This is a genomic window from Modestobacter sp. KNN46-3 (genome assembly GCF_011039295.1).
The window spans coordinates 1-16,288 of the sequence record NZ_JAAKGN010000110.1 but is presented as its reverse complement, the minus strand read 5'-3'; the positions used below and the strand labels follow the sequence as shown (position 1 = coordinate 16,288).

Below are 16,288 nucleotides of genomic sequence, written 5' to 3'. Positions count from 1 at the left end.
CGGCGCCAACGCCTGCACCGGCCCGGAGGGCTTCGCTGACACCCACACTACCGCCGAGCACGTCGCGGCCGAACTGGGGATCGCTGCCGTCGACGTCGCGGTGCCCTCCACCGGCCTGATCGGGGTGGGGTCCTGCGCCGGGCTGTCGCTGCTGGTCGGGTCACTGGTCATGTCGAGTAGGCCGAGTTCTCGTGGACGTAGGCGAGGGACAGGTCGTTGGTCCAGATCGTGGCCTGCTCGCTGCCGGCCCGCAGGTCGACGTCGATCGTGATGGCCCGGCCGGACAGGTCGACGCCCTCGCGCGGATCGCCGATCGCCCCCGCGCGGCAGACCGTGACGCCGTTGATCGTCACGTCCACCTGGTCGGGCTCGAACGCCGCGTCCGTGCTGCCGATCGCGGCCAGCACCCGGCCCCAGTTGGGGTCGTTGCCGAACAGCGCGGTCTTGAGCAGGTTGTTCCGGGCGCAGGCCCGGCCGGCGGTGACCGCGTCGGCGACGCTGGCCGCGTTGCGGACGGTGATCGCGATGTCCTTGGTCGAGCCCTCGGCATCGGCCAGCAGCTGCATCGCCAGGTCGGTGGCGGCCGCGGTGAGGGCGGCGGTGAACTCCTCCGCACTGGGCGTGACCCCGCTGGCGCCGTTCGCCAGCACGATCACCGTGTCGTTGGTGGACAGGCAGCCGTCGGAGTCCACGCGCTCGACGCTGACGCTGGTCGCCGCCCGCAGCGCCGGCTGGAGGACGTCGGCCGGCACGACGGCGTCGGTGGTGAGGACGACGAGCATCGTGGCCAGCGAGGGGGCGAGCATGCCCGCGCCCTTCGCCATCCCGCCGATGGTCCAGCCGTTCCCGGTCTGCACCGTCGTCTTCGGCACCGAGTCGGTGGTCATGATCGCCCGGGCGGCGTCCGGGCCGCCGTCGGCGGACAGCACCGCGACCGCGGCGCCGACCCCGGCGAGGAGCGTGTCCATCGGCAGCCGCACCCCGATCAGGCCGGTGGAGGCCACCGCGACGTCGACGGCACCGATCCCCAGTTCGGCCGCGACGTGCTCGGCGGTAGTGTGGGTGTCAGCGAAGCCCTCCGGGCCGGTGCAGGCGTTGGCGCCGCCGGAGTTGAGCACGACCGCGCGCAGCCGGTGGTCGGCGAGCACCTGCCGGCTCCACAGCACCGGGGCTGCCGGGAACCGGTTGGTGGTGAAGACGGCGGCCGCGGCGTCGTCCGGCCCGTCGTTGACGACCAGTGCGACGTCCGGCGCGCCGGTGGACTTCAGTCCGGCGGCGACGCCGGCGGCCCGGAACCCCTGGGGGGCGGTGACGGTCACGGTGCTACTCCGACGGTGGGGAGACCGGTGGTCTCGGGGAGGCCGAGGGCCAGGTTGGCGCACTGGAGGGCGGCACCGGCGGTGCCCTTGGTCAGGTTGTCCACGGCGGCGACCACGACCAGCCGGCCGGCGTCCGGGTCGACCGCGACCTGCAGCTGCACCGTGTTCGCGCCGAGCACCGCGGCCGTGGTGGGCCACTGGCCCTCCGGCAGCAGGTGCACGAACGGCTCGTCGCCGTAGGCCTCCTGGTACGCGGCCCGGGCACGGGCGGCGTCCACGCCGTCGGCCAGCGGGGCCGAGCAGGTGGCCAGGATGCCCCGGCTCATCGGCACCAGCGTCGGGGTGAAGCTGATCCGGACCGGCTCACCGGCGGCCTGCGCCAGGTTCTGCACCATCTCCGGGGTGTGCCGGTGGACCCCGCCCACGCCGTAGGCGCTGGCCGAGCCCATCACCTCGCTGCCGAGCAGGTGGGTCTTGGCGCTCTTGCCCGCCCCGGAGGTGCCGCTCGCCGCGACCACCACGACGTCCGGCGCCACCAGCCCGGCGGCCAGCGCCGGGGCCATCGCCAGGGTGACCGACGTCGGGTAGCAGCCGGGGACGGCGATCCGCCGGGCACCGGCCAGCTGCTCCCGCTGGCCGGGGAGCTCGGGCAGCCCGTAGGGCCAGTGGCCGGCGTGCTCGCCGCCGTACCAGCGGGCCCAGGCGGCCGGGTCGTTGAGCCGGTGGTCGGCGCCGCAGTCGATGACCAGCGTGTCGGCCGGCAGCTGGGCCGCGATCGCCGCGGACTCCCCGTGCGGCAGGGCCAGCACCACGACGTCGTAGCCGGCCAGGGCCGCCGCGTCACTGCCCTGGACCTCCAGGTCGGCGTAGGGCAGCAGGTGGGGCTGCAGCTCCCCCAGGCGTCGGCCGGCGCTCGAGTTGGCATGCACCCCGGTCAGCCGGAGGCGCGGGTGCCCGGCCAGCAGCCGGCACACCTCACCCCCGGCGTACCCGGTGGCGCCGGTGACCCCGACCGTCCACGTCTGTTCGCTGTCCACGATGCATGACCATACCTGACCATGCATGACCGTGCAGTCCCAGGTGGGCCGGTGCGTGCCGGACCTCGTTCCCGGGCAGGGAGCGAACGGGCAGCCGCGCCCGTCCATCGCCGAGGAGGCCCGCACCTGTGAGCGTGTTCGACCGGATCGTCGTCATCTTCAACCCGCACAGCACCGGCGAGGCACCGGAGTCGGCCGAGGAGCTGCGTGCCGAGCTGGCCGAGCGGCTCCCCGCCGTCCCCGTGGAGCTCTGCCCGACCCAGCGCGCCGGCCACGCCCGCGAGCTGGCCCGCGAGGCCGCCGCGACGGGGAGGCCACTGCTCGTCTCGGTGAGCGGGGACGGCGGTTACAACGAGGTGGTCGACGGCGTGATGCAGGCCGGCAACCCGGACGCCGTCTGTGCGGTGCGGGCGGCCGGCAACGCCAACGACCACCGCCGGACGACGCGCGAGCACCACCTGGCCGACGCGATCGTGGCCGGCGACATCCGGCGGATCGACCTGCTGCGGCTCACGCTCGGCAGCGGCAGCGACGCCCAGGTGCGGTACGCCCACTCCTACATCGGGGCCGGGCTCACCCCGGTGATCGCGGTCGACATCGAGAAGGGCGGCAAGGGGTCGTGGCGGGAGGCGCTCTCGGTGCTCCGCGGCTTCACCGGCTTCCGGCCCTTCCCGATCCGCCTGGAGGACGGCGAGGAGCGCACCATCGACAGCCTGCTGTTCGCCAACATCGCCCAGATGGCGAAGGTGGCCACGCTGAGCGAGGGCGCCCGCCCCGACGACGGCCGGTTCGAGGTGATCGCCCAGCGGCGGACCGGCAAGCTCCAGGTCCTGGCCACCGCGCTGCGGGCCGCGACCCGGGGGCTGGGCCGGCAGCCGAGCGCGACCCACTACGCCTTCACCACCCTGGTCCCCATGCCGCTGCAGCTGGACGGTGAGCTGGTGGAGCTCGAGGCCGACACGCTGGTCACCGTGGACATCGCGCCACGGGCGCTGGCCACCGTGTTCTGACGCGCGGGACCCGCGGGGGTCCCAGGTCGCGAGGTGGTGACGCCGCCCGTGGGCCGGCCGATCCGCGACAGGCTGGTCCGGTTGACGCGGCAGCGCAGCAGCCGACCGAGAGGAGATCCGGCCATGGACGAGAGCAGCCTCCCCGTCCCCGTGACCTACGACAGCTGCGGGCACGTCCAGGGCCCCTTCTTCCACGGCACCAGGGCAGCCCTGGTGGCCGGTGTCGAGCTGGTCCCCGGCCACGGCTCGAACTTCCAGGAGGGCCGGGTGTCCAACCACGTCTACTTCACCGCGCTCGTGGACACCGCCGCCTGGGGCGCGGAGCTGGCGGCTGCACTCGCCGGTGACGGCGAGCCGGGACGCGTCTACGTCGTGGAGCCCCTGGGCCCGTTCGAGGACGACCCGAACGTGACCGACAAGCGGTTCCCGGGCAACCCCACCCGGTCCTACCGCACCCGCCACCCGCTGCGCGTCGTCAGCGAGCTGGACAGCTGGCAGGGGCACGACCCGGAGGCGCTCCAGGGGATGCTGGATCACCTGGCACTGCTCCGGGCGGAGAGCCGGGACGTCATCGAGGACTGACCGTCCGTGCGCGGCCGTCCACCGATGATTCGGGCCGTCGCCACCGGTCTGATCGGCATGACACAGACACGGACCACCACGCTGACCCAGCTCGCCGTGACGATGTTCTCCGTCAGCGACCAGGACGCCGCCCTGGCCTTCTACACCGACGTGCTCGGCTTCGAGGTGCGCGGCGACGAGCGCTTCGGCGAGGACGGCACGGACCGCTGGCTGGAGGTCGCCCCGCCCGGCTCCTCCGCCCGGCTGGCGCTCAACCCGCCGATGGGCGGCTCCCCCGGCGGCGGCGCCATCGGGGTGGAGTCGACCGACGTGCTCGCCGAGCACCGCCGGCTCGCCGCCCGCGGGGACGTCGACCTCGACCCCGTCCCGACCCGGGTGCCCGGCGCGCCGCTGCTGTTCGCGGTCCGCGACCCCGACGGCAACTCGATCTGGGTCGTCGAGGAACCGGTCTCCTGACGGTCGCCGCACAGCCGGTCCTCGGACTGCTGAGGGCGTTCTGTCAGCAGGGCCGTGCAGAGTCCCCCGTGCCCGGCGAACGACGCCGGGCAGGGGAGGAACACCGCCATGCACGAGGTCCAGCAGCAGCCGTCCGGCGGGATCGACCTGGTCGAGGAGGACGGCGTGACCGTGCTCCGGTTGTGCGGGGAGGTCGACAGCCTGGTGGTCGAGGCGTGGGACGCCGGCGGGCCGCGTACCCCCGGCGCGGGCGCCGTCGACCTCTCGGCGGCCACCTTCCTGGACGGCCGGGCGTTGCGGCTGCTGGTGCGGGAGACCGAGCAGGCCCGCCGGGCCGGGGGGCTGCCCGAGCTCCGCCGGCCCTCCCCCTTGGTCCGCCGGATGCTCGAGGTCACCGGCGCCGCCGTGCTCTTCGCCGCGGTCTGCTGACTGGCGGTCTGCTGACTGCCGGCGTTCACCGCGGTCTGCTGACCGCCACGGTCAGCAGACCGCGGTCCGCGAGCTCAGCCGACCGGGTCCTCGGCCCCGTAGGGCCGCAGCCGCAGCTGGCGGGCGGCGTCCGCCGGCGTGGTGGCGCGGAGCACGTCGAGGTCGTCGGCACCGGCCCGGAAGAACCGCCCCGACCACTGGTCCAGCTCACCGGCGGCGATCGCCAGGGCCAGGGCCACCACGTCCTCCGGGCGGGTCCACTCGGTGCGCCCGGCGTGCATCGGCATCGCCCGGGTCATCTCGGTGTCGATCACGCCCGGCGCCAGGTCGAACGCGCGCACCCCGTGCTCGGCGCCGGCCAGGTCGATCGCCTCGGTGATCCGCATCTGCGCCGTCTTCCCGGCCGAGTAGGCGCTGTAGACGTCGCTCCCCCGGGTGCCCAGGCCGCTGGCCAGCCCGATCACCCGGCCACCACCGGCGGCGATCATCCCGGGGACGACGGCGCGGGAGACCAGGAACGGCCCGCGCACCTGGCTCTCCACGACCTGCCACCACTGGTCGGGGTCGGCCTCCCACAGCGGCACCTCAGCGGCGTCGATGAGGCCGGCGTTGTTGACCAGCAGGGTGACCGGCCCGAGCTCCGCGACCACCTGGGTGACCGCGGCCTGCACGGCGTCGGGGTCGGTGACGTCGGCGGCCACCGCCAGGGTGCGGGCACCGGTGGCGTCGGCGACCTCGGCCATCGCCGCGTGCAGCCGGTCGGCCGAACGGGCGAGGCCGGCCACGGTCGCGCCCCGCTCGGCCAGCCCCTGCGCCAGGTACCGGCCGATGCCGGCCGACGCCCCGGTGACCAGCGCGACGGTGCCCGTCAGGTCCAGCTCAGGCACGGAGGGTCGCCCCCGTCCGCTCCACGGCCAGCGCGATCGCGGCGTCGCGCGCCGCGTTCGCCTCCTCACCGGTGAGTGTCCGGTCCGGCGCGCGCAGTGTCAGCGCGTACGCCAGCGACCGCGACCCGGCCGGCACCGGGGCACCGGTGTAGACGTCGAAGAGCCGCAGCACCTCCAGCAGCTCACCCGCCCCTTCCCGCAGCGCCGCCTCGACGTCGGCGGCCGGGACGGCGTCGGCCACGACCAGGGCCAGGTCGACCAGCACCGGCGGGAAGGTCGAGACGTGCGGCCCGACGGCCACCGGCGCCGCGGGCAGGGCGTCGACGTCGAGCTCCATGGCACAGGTGCGCGCGGGGAGGTCCAGCGCCGCGCAGACCCGCGGGTGGAGCTCGCCGGCGTAGCCGACGACCGTCGCCTCGGCACCGTCGCCGACGAGCAGCTCGGCGCAGCGGCCCGGGTGCCAGGGCGCCAGCTCACCGGCCCGCACGGTCAGCTCGACGCCGGCCGCGGCGGCCACGGTGCGCGCCGCCTGCACGGCGTCGGCCCAGCTGCCCGGCCGGCCCGGCCCCCACCAGCCGCGGGGTTCGAGGTTCCCGGCCAGCACCACGCCCACGTGCCAGGGCTGCTCGGGCACCGCGCCGAGCAGCGCCGCCAGCACGTCGTCGTCGGGGCGCCGGTCGACCCCGGGCACGGGGGCCTGGGTGCGCGGGCCGCCCGGGAAGACCGCACCGTGCTCGAACACGGCGACGTCGCGCTGCCCGCGGGCCAGGTTGCGGGCGAGGGTGGCGAGCAGGCCGGGCAGCAGCGTCGTCCGCATCGCCGGGGCCTCCTCCGACAGCGGGTTGCGCAGCGTGATCAGCGCCCGCCGGGCGTCGTCCGCGGGCAGGCCGAGGGCATCGAGCTGCGCCTCCCCCACGAACGGGTAGGACGGCGCCTCGACGTAGCCGGCGTCGGCGAGGGCGCGGCCGATGCTGCGCCGGCGGCGCTGGCGCTCGGTGAGCCCGCGACCCGGCGGCGCCGTCGGCAGCACGGAGGGGATCTCGTCGAAGCCCAGGTAGCGGACGACCTCCTCGACCAGGTCGGCTGGGTCGGTGAGGTCACCGCGCCAGGACGGCGGCGTGACCTGCAGCTGCTGGCCGTCCCCGTCGACGGTCGCACCGATCGCCTGCAACACCTCCACGACCTGCGACGGCGGGTACTCGACGCCGGCGATCCGGCCGGGCCGGCCGGCGTCCAGCGCGATCACCGGGCGCGGGCCGCGCACGTCGAGGTCGACGGGTGCACCGACGACGTGGGCGCCGCCGTGCTGGGCCAGCAGCGCGGCGGCCCGGGCGAGAGCCACGACGGTGACGTCGGGGTCGGTGCCCCGCTCGAAGCGCTTGGCCGCCTCGCTGGGCAGCTTGTGCCGGCGCACCCCGCGCCCGATCCCGGCCGGCTCCCAGTGGGCGGCCTCCAGGAGCACCGCGGTGGTGGTCGAGCCGATCTCGGTCGAGGCGCCGCCCATCACGCCGGCCAGCCCGATCGGCCCGGACTCGTCGGCGATCAGCAGGTCGTCGCCGGTGAGCGCCCGGTCGACGCCGTCCAGCGTGGTCAGCCGCTCGCCGTCGGCCGCCCGGCGCACCGTGATCGGCCCGGTGACGGTGTCGCGGTCGAAGGCGTGCATCGGCTGGCCGAGCTCGAGCATCACGAAGTTCGTGACGTCGACGGCGAGGGAGATGCTCCGGATGCCGCACTGGGCCAGCCGCCGGCGCAGCTCCCACGGGCTGGGCGCGGTCGCGTCGAGGCCCTCCATCGCCACCATGGAGAAGCGGTCGCAGCGGCCCGGGTCGGCCACCTCGACGGCCCAGCCGGGCTCACCGGACCACGCCGGGGGCGTGAGCGCGGCCGGGTCACGCCAGTCGACGGCGAGCGCCCCGGCCAGGTCACGGGCGATGCCCCGCAGGCTCATCGCGTAGCCGCGGTCGGGGGTCACCTCGAGGTCGAAGACGACCTCGTCCAGACCCAGGACGCCGGCGGCCGGCGTCCCGGGGGTGAAGCCGTCCTGCCCGAGCACCAGGATGCCGGCGTGGTCCTCGCCGATGCCCAGCTCGCGGACCGAGCAGATCATCCCGTCGGAGACGTGGTCGTAGGTCGTCCGGGCGGCGATGGCGAAGTCCCCGGGCAGCACCGCACCGGGCAGCGCCGTGACGACCAGGTCGCCGACCGCGAAGTTGCGCGCGCCGCAGACGATGCCGCGGGGCGTCTCCTCCCCGACGTCGACCTGGCAGTACCGGATCGGCTTCTTGAAGCCGGTGAGCTCCTCGATCTCCAGCACCCGGCCGACCACGAGCGGGCCGGTGGTGACCGGTGGCCGGAGCACCTCCTCGACCTCGAAGCCGAGCCGGACGAACGCCTCGTCCAGCTCCTCGACCGTCGTCCCCGCGGGGATGTCGACGTGCTCGCTCAGCCAGCTGACGGGGACCTTCACTGCTCAACTCCGAACGCACTCGTGAAGCGGACGTCGCCCTCGACGATGTCGCGCATGTCGCCGACCCCGGAGCGGAACTGCAGCGCCCGCTCGATGCCCATCCCGAAGGCGAAGCCGGTGTACTCCTCGGGGTCGATGCCGCAGGCGACCAGCACCCGCGGGTTGACCATCCCGCAGCCGCCCCACTCCACCCAGCGCGGCCCGTCCCGGTGCTCGGGGAACCAGACGTCGAACTCCGCCGACGGCTCGGTGAAGGGGAAGAAGTGCGGCCGCCACCGGGTCAGCGCGTCGGCGCCGAACAGCTGGCGGGCCAGGTGGTCCAGCGTGCCGCGCAGGTGCGCCATGGTCAGGCCGCGGTCGACGGCGAGGCCCTCGACCTGGTGGAAGACCGGGGTGTGCGTGGCGTCCAGCTCGTCGGTGCGGTAGACCCGGCCGGGCGCGACCACGTAGATCGGCGGCCGGCGCTCGAGCATCGTGCGCGCCTGCACCGGGCTGGTGTGCGTGCGCAGCACCAGCCCGGAGTCCTCGGGCGCGACGAAGAAGGTGTCGGCCAGCGACCGCGCCGGGTGGTCCGGGCCGGTGTTCAGCGCGTCGAAGTTCAGCCACTCGGCCTCGAGCTCCGGGCCCTCCGCGATCTCGTAGCCCATCCCGACGAAGACGTCGGAGATGCGGTCGGTCAGCGTGGTGAGCGGGTGCCGGGCGCCGGGCAGGGCACGGTCCCAGGGCAGCGTGACGTCGACACGCTCCTCGGCGAGGACCCGCGCGTCCCGCTCGGCCTCCAGCACCGCCAGCCGGGCGGCGTGCGCCTCGGTGACCGCGACGCGGGCGGCGTTGACCCGCTTGCCGGCGTCCGAGCGGGCGTGCGGGGGCAGGGCGCCGAGCTCGCGGCGGGCCAGCAGCACCGGCGCGCGATCGCCCAGGTGGGCGGGGCGGACGGCGGCCAGGGCCTCCAGGTCACCGGCGGCGGCGAAGGCATCGATCGCTGCCTGCACAGCCGCGTCGAGGGCCTCCGCGGACAGCGCGGCGACCTGCTTGGGGTCATAGGGGTCGTTGGCGCCAGACACGGGAGGCCATTCTGCCCGGACGCACCGGCTCGGCGCGCCCGGGTCGGGCGCCACCGCCACGGCGACGGCCCCGGGCTCACCCCCAGGGGTGGTACCACGGCCCGCAGCCCGTGGGTTCGGGCCCGCCGACGCCGATCCCCCGCTCGTGACCTCGACCCACGCCCCTGCTGCGACCATCGACGCGGTGCTCGCGTCCGGCAGCGTGCACAGCCTCTACCAGCCCATCGTGGAGCTGGACTCCGGCCGCGTCGTCGCCTACGAGGCGCTCGCCCGCGGCCCGCAGGGACCGCTGCACACCCCCGACGCCCTCTTCGCCGCCGCCCGGTCGGCCGGCCGGCTCGCCGAGCTGGACGCACTGTGCCGGTCCGCCGCGCTGCGCGGTGCGGTCGCCGCGGAGCTCGGCCCGCCGCTCACCGTGTTCGTCAACGTCGAGCCGCAGGTGCTGGAGTCCGCGCCGCTGGAAGAGCTGCTGGCCATCGCCACCACCGCCCCGGCGGGGTTGCGGGTCGTCGTGGAGATCACCGAGCGGGCGCTGGCGACCCGCCCGGCGGACCTGCTGCGCGCCGTGGAACGGGTCCGTGAGGTGGGCTGGGGCATCGCGCTGGACGACGTCGGAGCGGAGTCGATGTCCCTGGCCTTCATGCCGCTGCTGCGTCCCGACGTCGTCAAGCTCGACCTGCGCCTGGTCCAGCAGCGGCCCGGCCCGGCGGTCGCCGAGATCATGAACGCGGTCAACGGCTACGCCGAGCGCACCGGGGCGCTCATCCTGGCCGAGGGGATCGAGGACGAGGCCCACCTGGCCATGGCGCGCGCCCTGGGCGCCAGCCTCGGGCAGGGCTGGCACTTCGGCCGGCCGGGCGCCACCGCGGTGCCGGACCGGGAGGTCGGCCGGCTGGAACTGCCCGGCACGAGCGGCGCGGCCGGCAACGCGGAGACCTCCCCGTTCAGCTGCCTGCCGGACGGGACACAGCTGCGCACCGCACCGAAGGCGCTGCTCATCGAGCTGAGCAAGCACCTGGAGCGCCAGGCCATGCGGCTCGGTGAGACCTGCGTGGTCGCCGCCACCTTCCAGGAGGCCCGGCACTTCACCCCCGCGACCGGGCTCCGCTACCGGGACCTGGTCGCCCGCACGGGCTTCGTGTGCGCGCTCGGTGCCGACCTGCCGGTCGAGCCGCTGCCCGGGGTGCGCGGCGCCCACCTCGCGTCGGCCGACCCGGTGCGCGGGGAGTGGGACGTCGTCGTGCTGAGCCCGCACTTCAGTGCCGCGCTGCTGGCCCGGGACCTCGGCGACGGCGGCCCGGACATGCAGCGCCGCTACGAGTACGCCCTCACCTACGACCGGCGGACGGTCGAACGCGCCGGGGTCTCCCTGGTCGCGCGGGTCGCCGCCGAGCCGCTCCCGCTGGAGACGGTGCCGGACGTCGCCGTCCCGACGGCTGCCCCGGCCGCCGCGGCCTCCGTCGGCCGCACGCCGGACGAGGTGCTCCTGCACCGCGCCCTGGCGGCGACGACCAGCGGCGTCACGATCGCGGACATGACGGCGCCGGACCAGCCGCTGGTCTACGTCAACGCCGCCTTCGAGCAGCTCGCCGGCCTCACCGCCGGGGAAGTGCTGGGCCGCAACTGCCGCTTCCTCCAGGGCTCGGACACCGACCCGGGCACGGTGGACCGCATGCGCCAGGCCATCCGGGAGGGCGCGGAGTTCCGGGCCACGCTGCTCAACCACCGCGGGCCGGACCGGGAGCCGTGGTGGAACGAGATCCACCTGGCCCCGGTGCTCGACGCCGCCGGCGACGTCGTCCAGTACATCGGCGTGCAGACCGACGTCACCGGCCGGGTGACCGCGGACCGGGAGCTGCTCCGTGAGCGCGACCGCACCCGCCAGCACCTCGCCCAGATCGAGGAGCTCGCCTACACCGACCCGCTCACCGCGCTGCCCAACCGGCGCCGCTTCGAGGAGCGGATGGAGTCGGCGCTGTGGCAGGCGCGGCTCGACGGGTCGGCGGTGGCGTTGCTCTTCCTCGACCTCGACGGCTTCAAGGCGGTCAACGACGCCCTGGGCCACGCGGCCGGGGACGAGTTGCTGCAGGTGGTCGCCGACCGGCTGCGCGGCCGGCTGCGCCGCGGTGACCTGCTGGCCCGGCTCGGTGGCGACGAGTTCCTCGTCGGGCTGCTCGGGCTGGACCCGGCGACGGCGGCCCGCGAGGCCGGTGAGGTGGCCGCGCAGCTGCGGGCGGCGGTGACCGAGCCGGTGGTGCTGTGCACGCAGACCGTGCAGGTGCAGGCCAGCGTCGGGATCAGCGTGCACCCGGACGAGGGCGCCGACTTCGGCCCGCTGCTGCACCGGGCCGATGCCCGGATGTACGCCAGCAAGCACCCGGCCACGGCCGGATAGACAGCCCCTGCTCCCCGCCCGTCGGCCCCGTTGCAGGGTGCCGCCACGAGCTTGCGAGTGGTGGGGGGCAGCGGGGTCCTTTTACTGGGCGAGCTGGGTGGCGTAGAGGCAGATCGAGGCGGCCACCGACAGGTTGAGGCTCTCCGCCCGGCCGCGCATCGGGATGCGCACCCGCGCGTCGGCGAGCGCGGCCAGCGCCGGGTCCAGCCCGCGGGCCTCGTTGCCGAACAGCCACAGCACCGGCGCGGCGAGCAGCCCGTCGTGGGCCGCCGCGTCCAGGGCCACCTCTCCCCCACCGTCGGCGGCCAGCACGGTCGTCCCGGCGGCCTGCACCTGCGGTACGAGGTCGGCCAGCGGTGCGCTGCGCACGACGTCGACGTGGAACAGGCTGCCGGCGCTGCTGCGCACCACCTTGCCGTTGTAGGGGTCGGCGGAACCGGCGCCGAACACCACGGTGCGGGCGCCGCAGGCGTCGGCGGTGCGCAGCACGGTGCCGGCGTTGCCGGGGTCGGCGAGCTCGGCCAGGGCGACCGCCAGCCGCGGTGGGTCGGTCACCAGCGTCTCGGCCGGCACGTCGCGCAGCGCGCAGACGGCGACCAGCCCCTGCGGCGTCACCGTCTCCGACAGCGAGGCGACCGCTCGGTCGGTGGCCACGTGCACGGGCACCCGGGCGGCGGCCAGCAGGTCCCGGTGGGCGGCCGCCGCGGCCTCGGTGACGAACAGCTCGAGGACGACGCCCGGGTCGTCCTGGGCCTCGGCCAGTGCCTCGCTGACCGCCTGCCGCCCCTCGGCGAGGAAGGCGCCGGCGTCGTCCCGACCGCTGCGCCGGGTGAGCTTGCGAGCGGTGGCGATCCGCGCCGAGCGCTCGGTCAGCATGTCGGGCACGGGGGTTCCTCTCGGCGGGTGGGCACAGACGACGACGCCGCCACCCGTGGGTCTCGGGGACCCACCGGCGACGGCGTCGTCAGGTGGTACGGGGTGCTCAGGCGGCCTGGGTGGGGGCCTGGACGCCGGCCGCCTCGGGGTTCGCGGCGAGTGCGGCCCGGGCGGACTCCACCAGGGTGGCGAAGGTGGCGGGCTCGTTTACGGCGAGCTCGGCCAGGACACGACGGTCCAGCTCGATGCCGGCCAGCTTGAGGCCCTGCATGAACCGGTTGTAGGTCATGTCGTTCTGCCGGGCCGCGGCGTTGATCCGGGTGATCCACAGCTTGCGGAAGTCACCCTTGCGGACCTTGCGGTCGCGGTAGTTGTAGGTGGCCGAGTGGAGGATCTGCTCCTTGGCCTTGCGGTACAGCCGCGAGCGCTGGCCACGGTAACCGCTGGCTGCCTCGAGGGTCGTACGGCGCTTCTTCTGGGCGTTGACCGCCCGCTTCACGCGTGCCACGTGAGAGCTCCTGTCTGCTGGTTACGGAAGGGGACGGTCAGAGACCGAGGAGCTTCTTCATCCGGCTGTTGTCCGCCGGGGAGAGCGCCTCGATGCCGCTGATTCGGCGCTTCCGGCTCGAGGACTTGTGCTCGAACTTGTGCTGGTTGTTCGTGTGCTCACGCACCAGCTTCCCGGTGCCCGTGACGCGGATGCGCTTGGCCGCGCCCTTGTGGGTCTTGTTCTTCGGCATGTCCTCGTCCTCGTCTGCGTGTCTGTCCGCGCCGGGAGCAGGGGGCTGCTCCCGGCGCGGGCCGTCTCGGTGGTGCGGGGCCCGCTCCCGGCTCAGGCCGGGGGGGCCTGCTCGCCGGATGCCGCCTGCTTCTCGGCCTTGGCGGAGCGCCGCGCGTCGTCGGTCGCCGCCTGGTTCCGGTGCGGCGCGATCACCATGACCATGTTCCGGCCGTCCTGCTTCGGGTTGGACTCCACCACCCCGAGGTCGGCGACGTCGCCGGCCAGCCGCTGCAGCAGCTTGTAGCCCATCTCGGGGCGGGACTGCTCGCGACCGCGGAACATCACGGTGATCTTGACCTTGTCGCCGCCCTTGAGGAAGCGCTCGACGTGGCCCTTCTTGGTCTCGTAGTCGTGCGGGTCGATCTTGAGGCGCAGCCGCATCTCCTTGATGACGGTGAGCGCCTGGTTCCGCCGGGCCTCACGGGCCTTCTGCGCGGCTTCGTACTTGAACTTCCCGTAGTCCATGAGCTTGACGACGGGGGGCCGGGCCATGGGCGCGACCTCGACCAGGTCGAGCTCGGAGTCCTGGGCCAGGCGCAGCGCCTCGCCGATCGGCACGATGCCGACCTGCTCGCCCTCCGGTCCGACCAGGCGGACCTCGGGGACGCGGATACGGTCGTTGATGCGGGGCTCGGTGATGGCCTCTCCTCTGCTGCTGCGGGGAGGAGTCGCACCCGTCCCGGGCTCCGACGCAGAAAGGCCCCGTGAGCTGGTGCTCACGGGGCCCACTCGCCGGGTCGCCGCAGCGGGCACCCCGGGGCGGGGGTGCTCGTGCGGCCGCGCGAGCCGGCCGGGGCCGACCTGCGCGAACCGGGGACCTGGGCGCCTGTACGGCGCCAGGTGGGAGCGGGCTCCTCTTTGGTCAGCGGCATCGGTCTCTGCAGACCGCGGCCGCTGTGGTTCTTGCGCCTCGATGTAGCGGGGGGAGGCTCGCCCACAATACAGCGCCCGGGCCCCCGCCGTCATTCCCGGGGGTACAGCAGCTCCTCCTGCGGCACCGGGTTCCGCGCCTGGTGGTCGGCGAGCAGCGCCCGGAGCCCCCGGACGGCGGTCAGCGCCCGCTCCCCGTCAGCTGCCTGGACGGCTCCGATGGCCACCTCGTCGTCGTTGCCCAGCAGCAGGCTCGCCCACGGCGAGTGCTGGTCGAAGCGGACCGCGTGCACTGCCGACCAGGGCACCTCGTGGTTGATGACGACGTTGCGGATCCGCACCCCGTCGGCGTCGGCGTCGACCCGGGACCGGCCCAGCAGCATCACCCCGGCCCCCATCGCGATGCCCAGCCCCACCATGGCGACCTGGTCGGCGGTCCGGAAGGACACCACGCCGGTGGTCGACTCCTTCAGCAGGACGGCGACCACGCTCATGACGAGCACCAGGCCGGCCGCCATCAGCGCGGTGATCACCCGCAGCCGGCGCGGGACGGCGGAGACCGGGGAGGGCGTGGGATCGGCGGGCACGTCACCATCCTGCCCGCTCCAGCGGGCGCGGCGCAGACGTGCAGGTGGGGGCGGCGGCCGGCGCCTCCGACACTCCGGACGTCCGAGGTGTGGGGCAGCACGTCACACGGATGGAACACCGAGGACGCACCATGGACAGGTGACCGACAGCCAGCTCGACCACCCCGTGGCCAGCCCTGCCGGAGAGCCCCCGGTGCCGGACCTGCTGCCGCTGGCCGGCTACACGGTCGCGGTCACCGCGGCCCGCCGCAGCGAGGAGCTGGGTGCCCTGCTGGACCGCCGGGGCGCCCGGGTGCTGTACGCCCCGGCGATCCGGATCGTGCCGCTGTCCGACGACGCCGACCTGGTCACCGCCACCCGGGAGGTGCTGGCCGCACCGGTCGACCTGGTCGTGGCCACCACCGGGGTCGGCTTCCGCGGCTGGCTGGAGGCCGCCGAGGCGTGGGACCTGCCGCTCCGCGAGCACCTGGCCACCGCCCGGGTGCTGGCCCGTGGACCGAAGGCCCGCGGCGCGATCCGCGGGGCCGGCCTGGTCGACGCCTGGTCACCGGAGTCGGAGAGCTCGGCCGAGGTGCTGTCGCACCTGCTGTCCGGGGCCGAGGGCCCGCTGCCCGGCCGCCGGATCGCCGTCCAGCTGCACGGCGACCCGCTGCCCGAGCTCGTCGCCGGGCTTGTGCGGGCCGGCGCCGAGGTGATCAGGGTGCCGGTCTACCGCTGGGTGCTGCCCGAGGACACCGCGCCGCTGCGCCGCCTGGTCGCGGTGATCGCCGCGCGCGCCGTCGACGCGGTCACCTTCACCAGCGCACCGGCCGCCGCCAGCCTGCTGCAGGTGGCCGAGGAGGAGGGCGTGTACTCCGGCGTCCTCAGTGCCCTCACCGACGCCGTGCTCCCGGTCGCCGTCGGCCCGGTCACCGCTGCTCCGCTCGAGGCCGCCGGCGTCCGGTCCGTCCAGCCCGAACGGGCCCGGCTCGGTGCGCTGGCCCGCTCGGTCGTCGCCGAGCTGCCGGCCCGGCACCCGGTGCTGCACTCCGGTCCGCACAGCCTGCAGGTCCGTGGGCACGCCGTCGTCCTGGACGGCCGGCTCGTGGAGCTGGCGCCGGGACCGATGGCGGTGCTGCGTGCCCTGGCCCGGCGTCCCGGCGTCGTCGTCTCCCGCGCCGACCTGCTGAGCGAGCTCTCCGGTGGCGGCGACGCGCACGCCGTGGAGATGGCCGTGACCCGGCTGCGCGCCGCCCTGGGCGCGCCGGTGGTGCAGACCGTGGTCAAGCGCGGCTACCGCCTGGCCGTCTGACCCACCTGGCCGTCTGACCCACCCGGCCGTCTGACCCACCTGGCCGTCCTTACCCGCCTCGCCGGCGGGGTCGAACGCGTGTCCTGGCCCTCACACCGGTGCCACCGGGCCGGTGCGGCCGTTGTTCCGTGCGGGTCACGTCGCCGCGTCCGTCCCGAAACGGCTCCTCCCTAGCGTTCGCGTTGCCCGGCCGGACGACCCGGCCGACCGCACCCGAGGAGCTCGATGACCCCCGTC

General features: G+C 75.0%; 17 protein-coding genes. 7 read left to right on the top strand and 10 right to left on the bottom strand.

The features are described 5' to 3' along the window. A partial coding sequence (locus G5C62_RS28735) for a bifunctional ornithine acetyltransferase/N-acetylglutamate synthase (protein ID WP_277424807.1) occupies positions 1–271 on the top strand: 271 nt, incomplete at its 5' end. Here the strand turns inward: G5C62_RS28735 and argJ are convergent. Further along, the gene (argJ, locus tag G5C62_RS19095; protein WP_164702273.1) at positions 168–1,319 is read right to left on the bottom strand and encodes a bifunctional glutamate N-acetyltransferase/amino-acid acetyltransferase ArgJ; all 1,152 of its coding nucleotides are present in this window, start codon (positions 1,317–1,319) and stop codon (positions 168–170) included. The two genes, G5C62_RS28735 and argJ, sit on opposite strands and share 104 nt — an antisense overlap. Continuing rightward, positions 1,316–2,356: an N-acetyl-gamma-glutamyl-phosphate reductase gene (gene argC, locus G5C62_RS19090; RefSeq protein WP_241175997.1), complete on the bottom strand. Its 1,041-nt coding sequence runs from the start codon at positions 2,354–2,356 to the stop codon at positions 1,316–1,318. The genes argJ and argC overlap by 4 nt, the downstream gene beginning before the upstream one ends. 128 nt (positions 2,357–2,484) lie before the next feature. Here argC and G5C62_RS19085 point away from each other — a divergent pair, with 128 nt between their 5' ends. The 4 genes from G5C62_RS19085 (at position 2,485) to G5C62_RS19070 (ending at position 4,833) form a co-directional block, all read left to right on the top strand. Next, positions 2,485–3,366 (top strand): diacylglycerol kinase family protein, encoded by an 882-nt coding sequence (locus tag G5C62_RS19085; RefSeq protein WP_164702271.1) that lies wholly within the window; start codon positions 2,485–2,487, stop codon positions 3,364–3,366. A 123-nt stretch (positions 3,367–3,489) separates the two neighbouring features. After that, entirely contained in the window at positions 3,490–3,948 is a 459-nt protein-coding gene (gene arr, locus G5C62_RS19080) for an NAD(+)--rifampin ADP-ribosyltransferase (protein ID WP_164702270.1), read from the top strand. Between the two features lie 57 nt (positions 3,949–4,005). Further along, positions 4,006–4,404, top strand: a complete 399-nt coding sequence (locus tag G5C62_RS19075) for a glyoxalase superfamily protein (RefSeq protein WP_164702269.1) — start codon at positions 4,006–4,008, stop codon at positions 4,402–4,404. Between the two features lie 108 nt (positions 4,405–4,512). Further along, positions 4,513–4,833: an STAS domain-containing protein gene (locus G5C62_RS19070; protein WP_164702268.1), complete on the top strand. Its 321-nt coding sequence runs from the start codon at positions 4,513–4,515 to the stop codon at positions 4,831–4,833. 74 nt (positions 4,834–4,907) lie between these two features. Here the strand turns inward: G5C62_RS19070 and G5C62_RS19065 are convergent, their stop codons facing one another. Genes G5C62_RS19065 through pheS form a run of 3 tightly spaced genes read right to left on the bottom strand, consistent with a single transcriptional unit; the run spans position 4,908 to position 9,251 of the window. Then, positions 4,908–5,720, bottom strand: coding sequence for an SDR family NAD(P)-dependent oxidoreductase (locus tag G5C62_RS19065; protein WP_241175996.1), 813 nt, complete (start codon positions 5,718–5,720; stop codon positions 4,908–4,910). Beyond that, positions 5,713–8,187 carry a phenylalanine--tRNA ligase subunit beta gene (gene pheT / locus G5C62_RS19060; RefSeq protein ID WP_164702267.1) on the bottom strand — a complete coding sequence of 825 codons (2,475 nt, stop codon included), beginning with the start codon at positions 8,185–8,187 and terminating at the stop codon, positions 5,713–5,715. Before pheT ends, G5C62_RS19065 begins: the two co-directional genes overlap by 8 nt. Continuing rightward, the gene (pheS, locus tag G5C62_RS19055) at positions 8,184–9,251 is read right to left on the bottom strand and encodes a phenylalanine--tRNA ligase subunit alpha (RefSeq protein WP_164702266.1); all 1,068 of its coding nucleotides are present in this window, start codon (positions 9,249–9,251) and stop codon (positions 8,184–8,186) included. The genes pheT and pheS overlap by 4 nt, the downstream gene beginning before the upstream one ends. 145 nt (positions 9,252–9,396) lie before the next feature. Here pheS and G5C62_RS19050 point away from each other — a divergent pair, with 145 nt between their 5' ends. Continuing rightward, positions 9,397–11,646 (top strand): diguanylate cyclase domain-containing protein, encoded by a 2,250-nt coding sequence (locus G5C62_RS19050; RefSeq protein ID WP_164702265.1) that lies wholly within the window; start codon positions 9,397–9,399, stop codon positions 11,644–11,646. 81 nt (positions 11,647–11,727) lie between these two features. On the opposite strand, the gene G5C62_RS19045 is transcribed toward G5C62_RS19050, so the two are convergent. From G5C62_RS19045 to G5C62_RS19025, 5 genes are all read right to left on the bottom strand, one after another. Then, the gene (locus tag G5C62_RS19045) at positions 11,728–12,522 is read right to left on the bottom strand and encodes an RNA methyltransferase (RefSeq protein WP_164702274.1); all 795 of its coding nucleotides are present in this window, start codon (positions 12,520–12,522) and stop codon (positions 11,728–11,730) included. 106 nt (positions 12,523–12,628) lie between these two features. After that, the gene (gene rplT, locus G5C62_RS19040; protein ID WP_164702264.1) at positions 12,629–13,030 is read right to left on the bottom strand and encodes a 50S ribosomal protein L20; all 402 of its coding nucleotides are present in this window, start codon (positions 13,028–13,030) and stop codon (positions 12,629–12,631) included. 37 nt (positions 13,031–13,067) lie between these two features. Further along, positions 13,068–13,262, bottom strand: a complete 195-nt coding sequence (rpmI, locus tag G5C62_RS19035) for a 50S ribosomal protein L35 (RefSeq protein ID WP_164702263.1) — start codon at positions 13,260–13,262, stop codon at positions 13,068–13,070. Positions 13,263–13,354: 92 nt separating this feature from the next. Beyond that, positions 13,355–14,023 carry a translation initiation factor IF-3 gene (gene infC, locus G5C62_RS19030; protein WP_231558369.1) on the bottom strand — a complete coding sequence of 223 codons (669 nt, stop codon included), beginning with the start codon at positions 14,021–14,023 and terminating at the stop codon, positions 13,355–13,357. A gap of 242 nt (positions 14,024–14,265) precedes the next feature. Continuing rightward, the gene (locus G5C62_RS19025) at positions 14,266–14,760 is read right to left on the bottom strand and encodes a PH domain-containing protein (protein ID WP_164702262.1); all 495 of its coding nucleotides are present in this window, start codon (positions 14,758–14,760) and stop codon (positions 14,266–14,268) included. A gap of 139 nt (positions 14,761–14,899) precedes the next feature. On the opposite strand from G5C62_RS19025, the gene G5C62_RS19020 reads away from it, so the two are divergent. After that, positions 14,900–16,051, top strand: coding sequence for a uroporphyrinogen-III synthase (locus tag G5C62_RS19020; protein WP_164702261.1), 1,152 nt, complete (start codon positions 14,900–14,902; stop codon positions 16,049–16,051). The last annotated feature ends 237 nt before the right edge of the window (positions 16,052–16,288 follow it).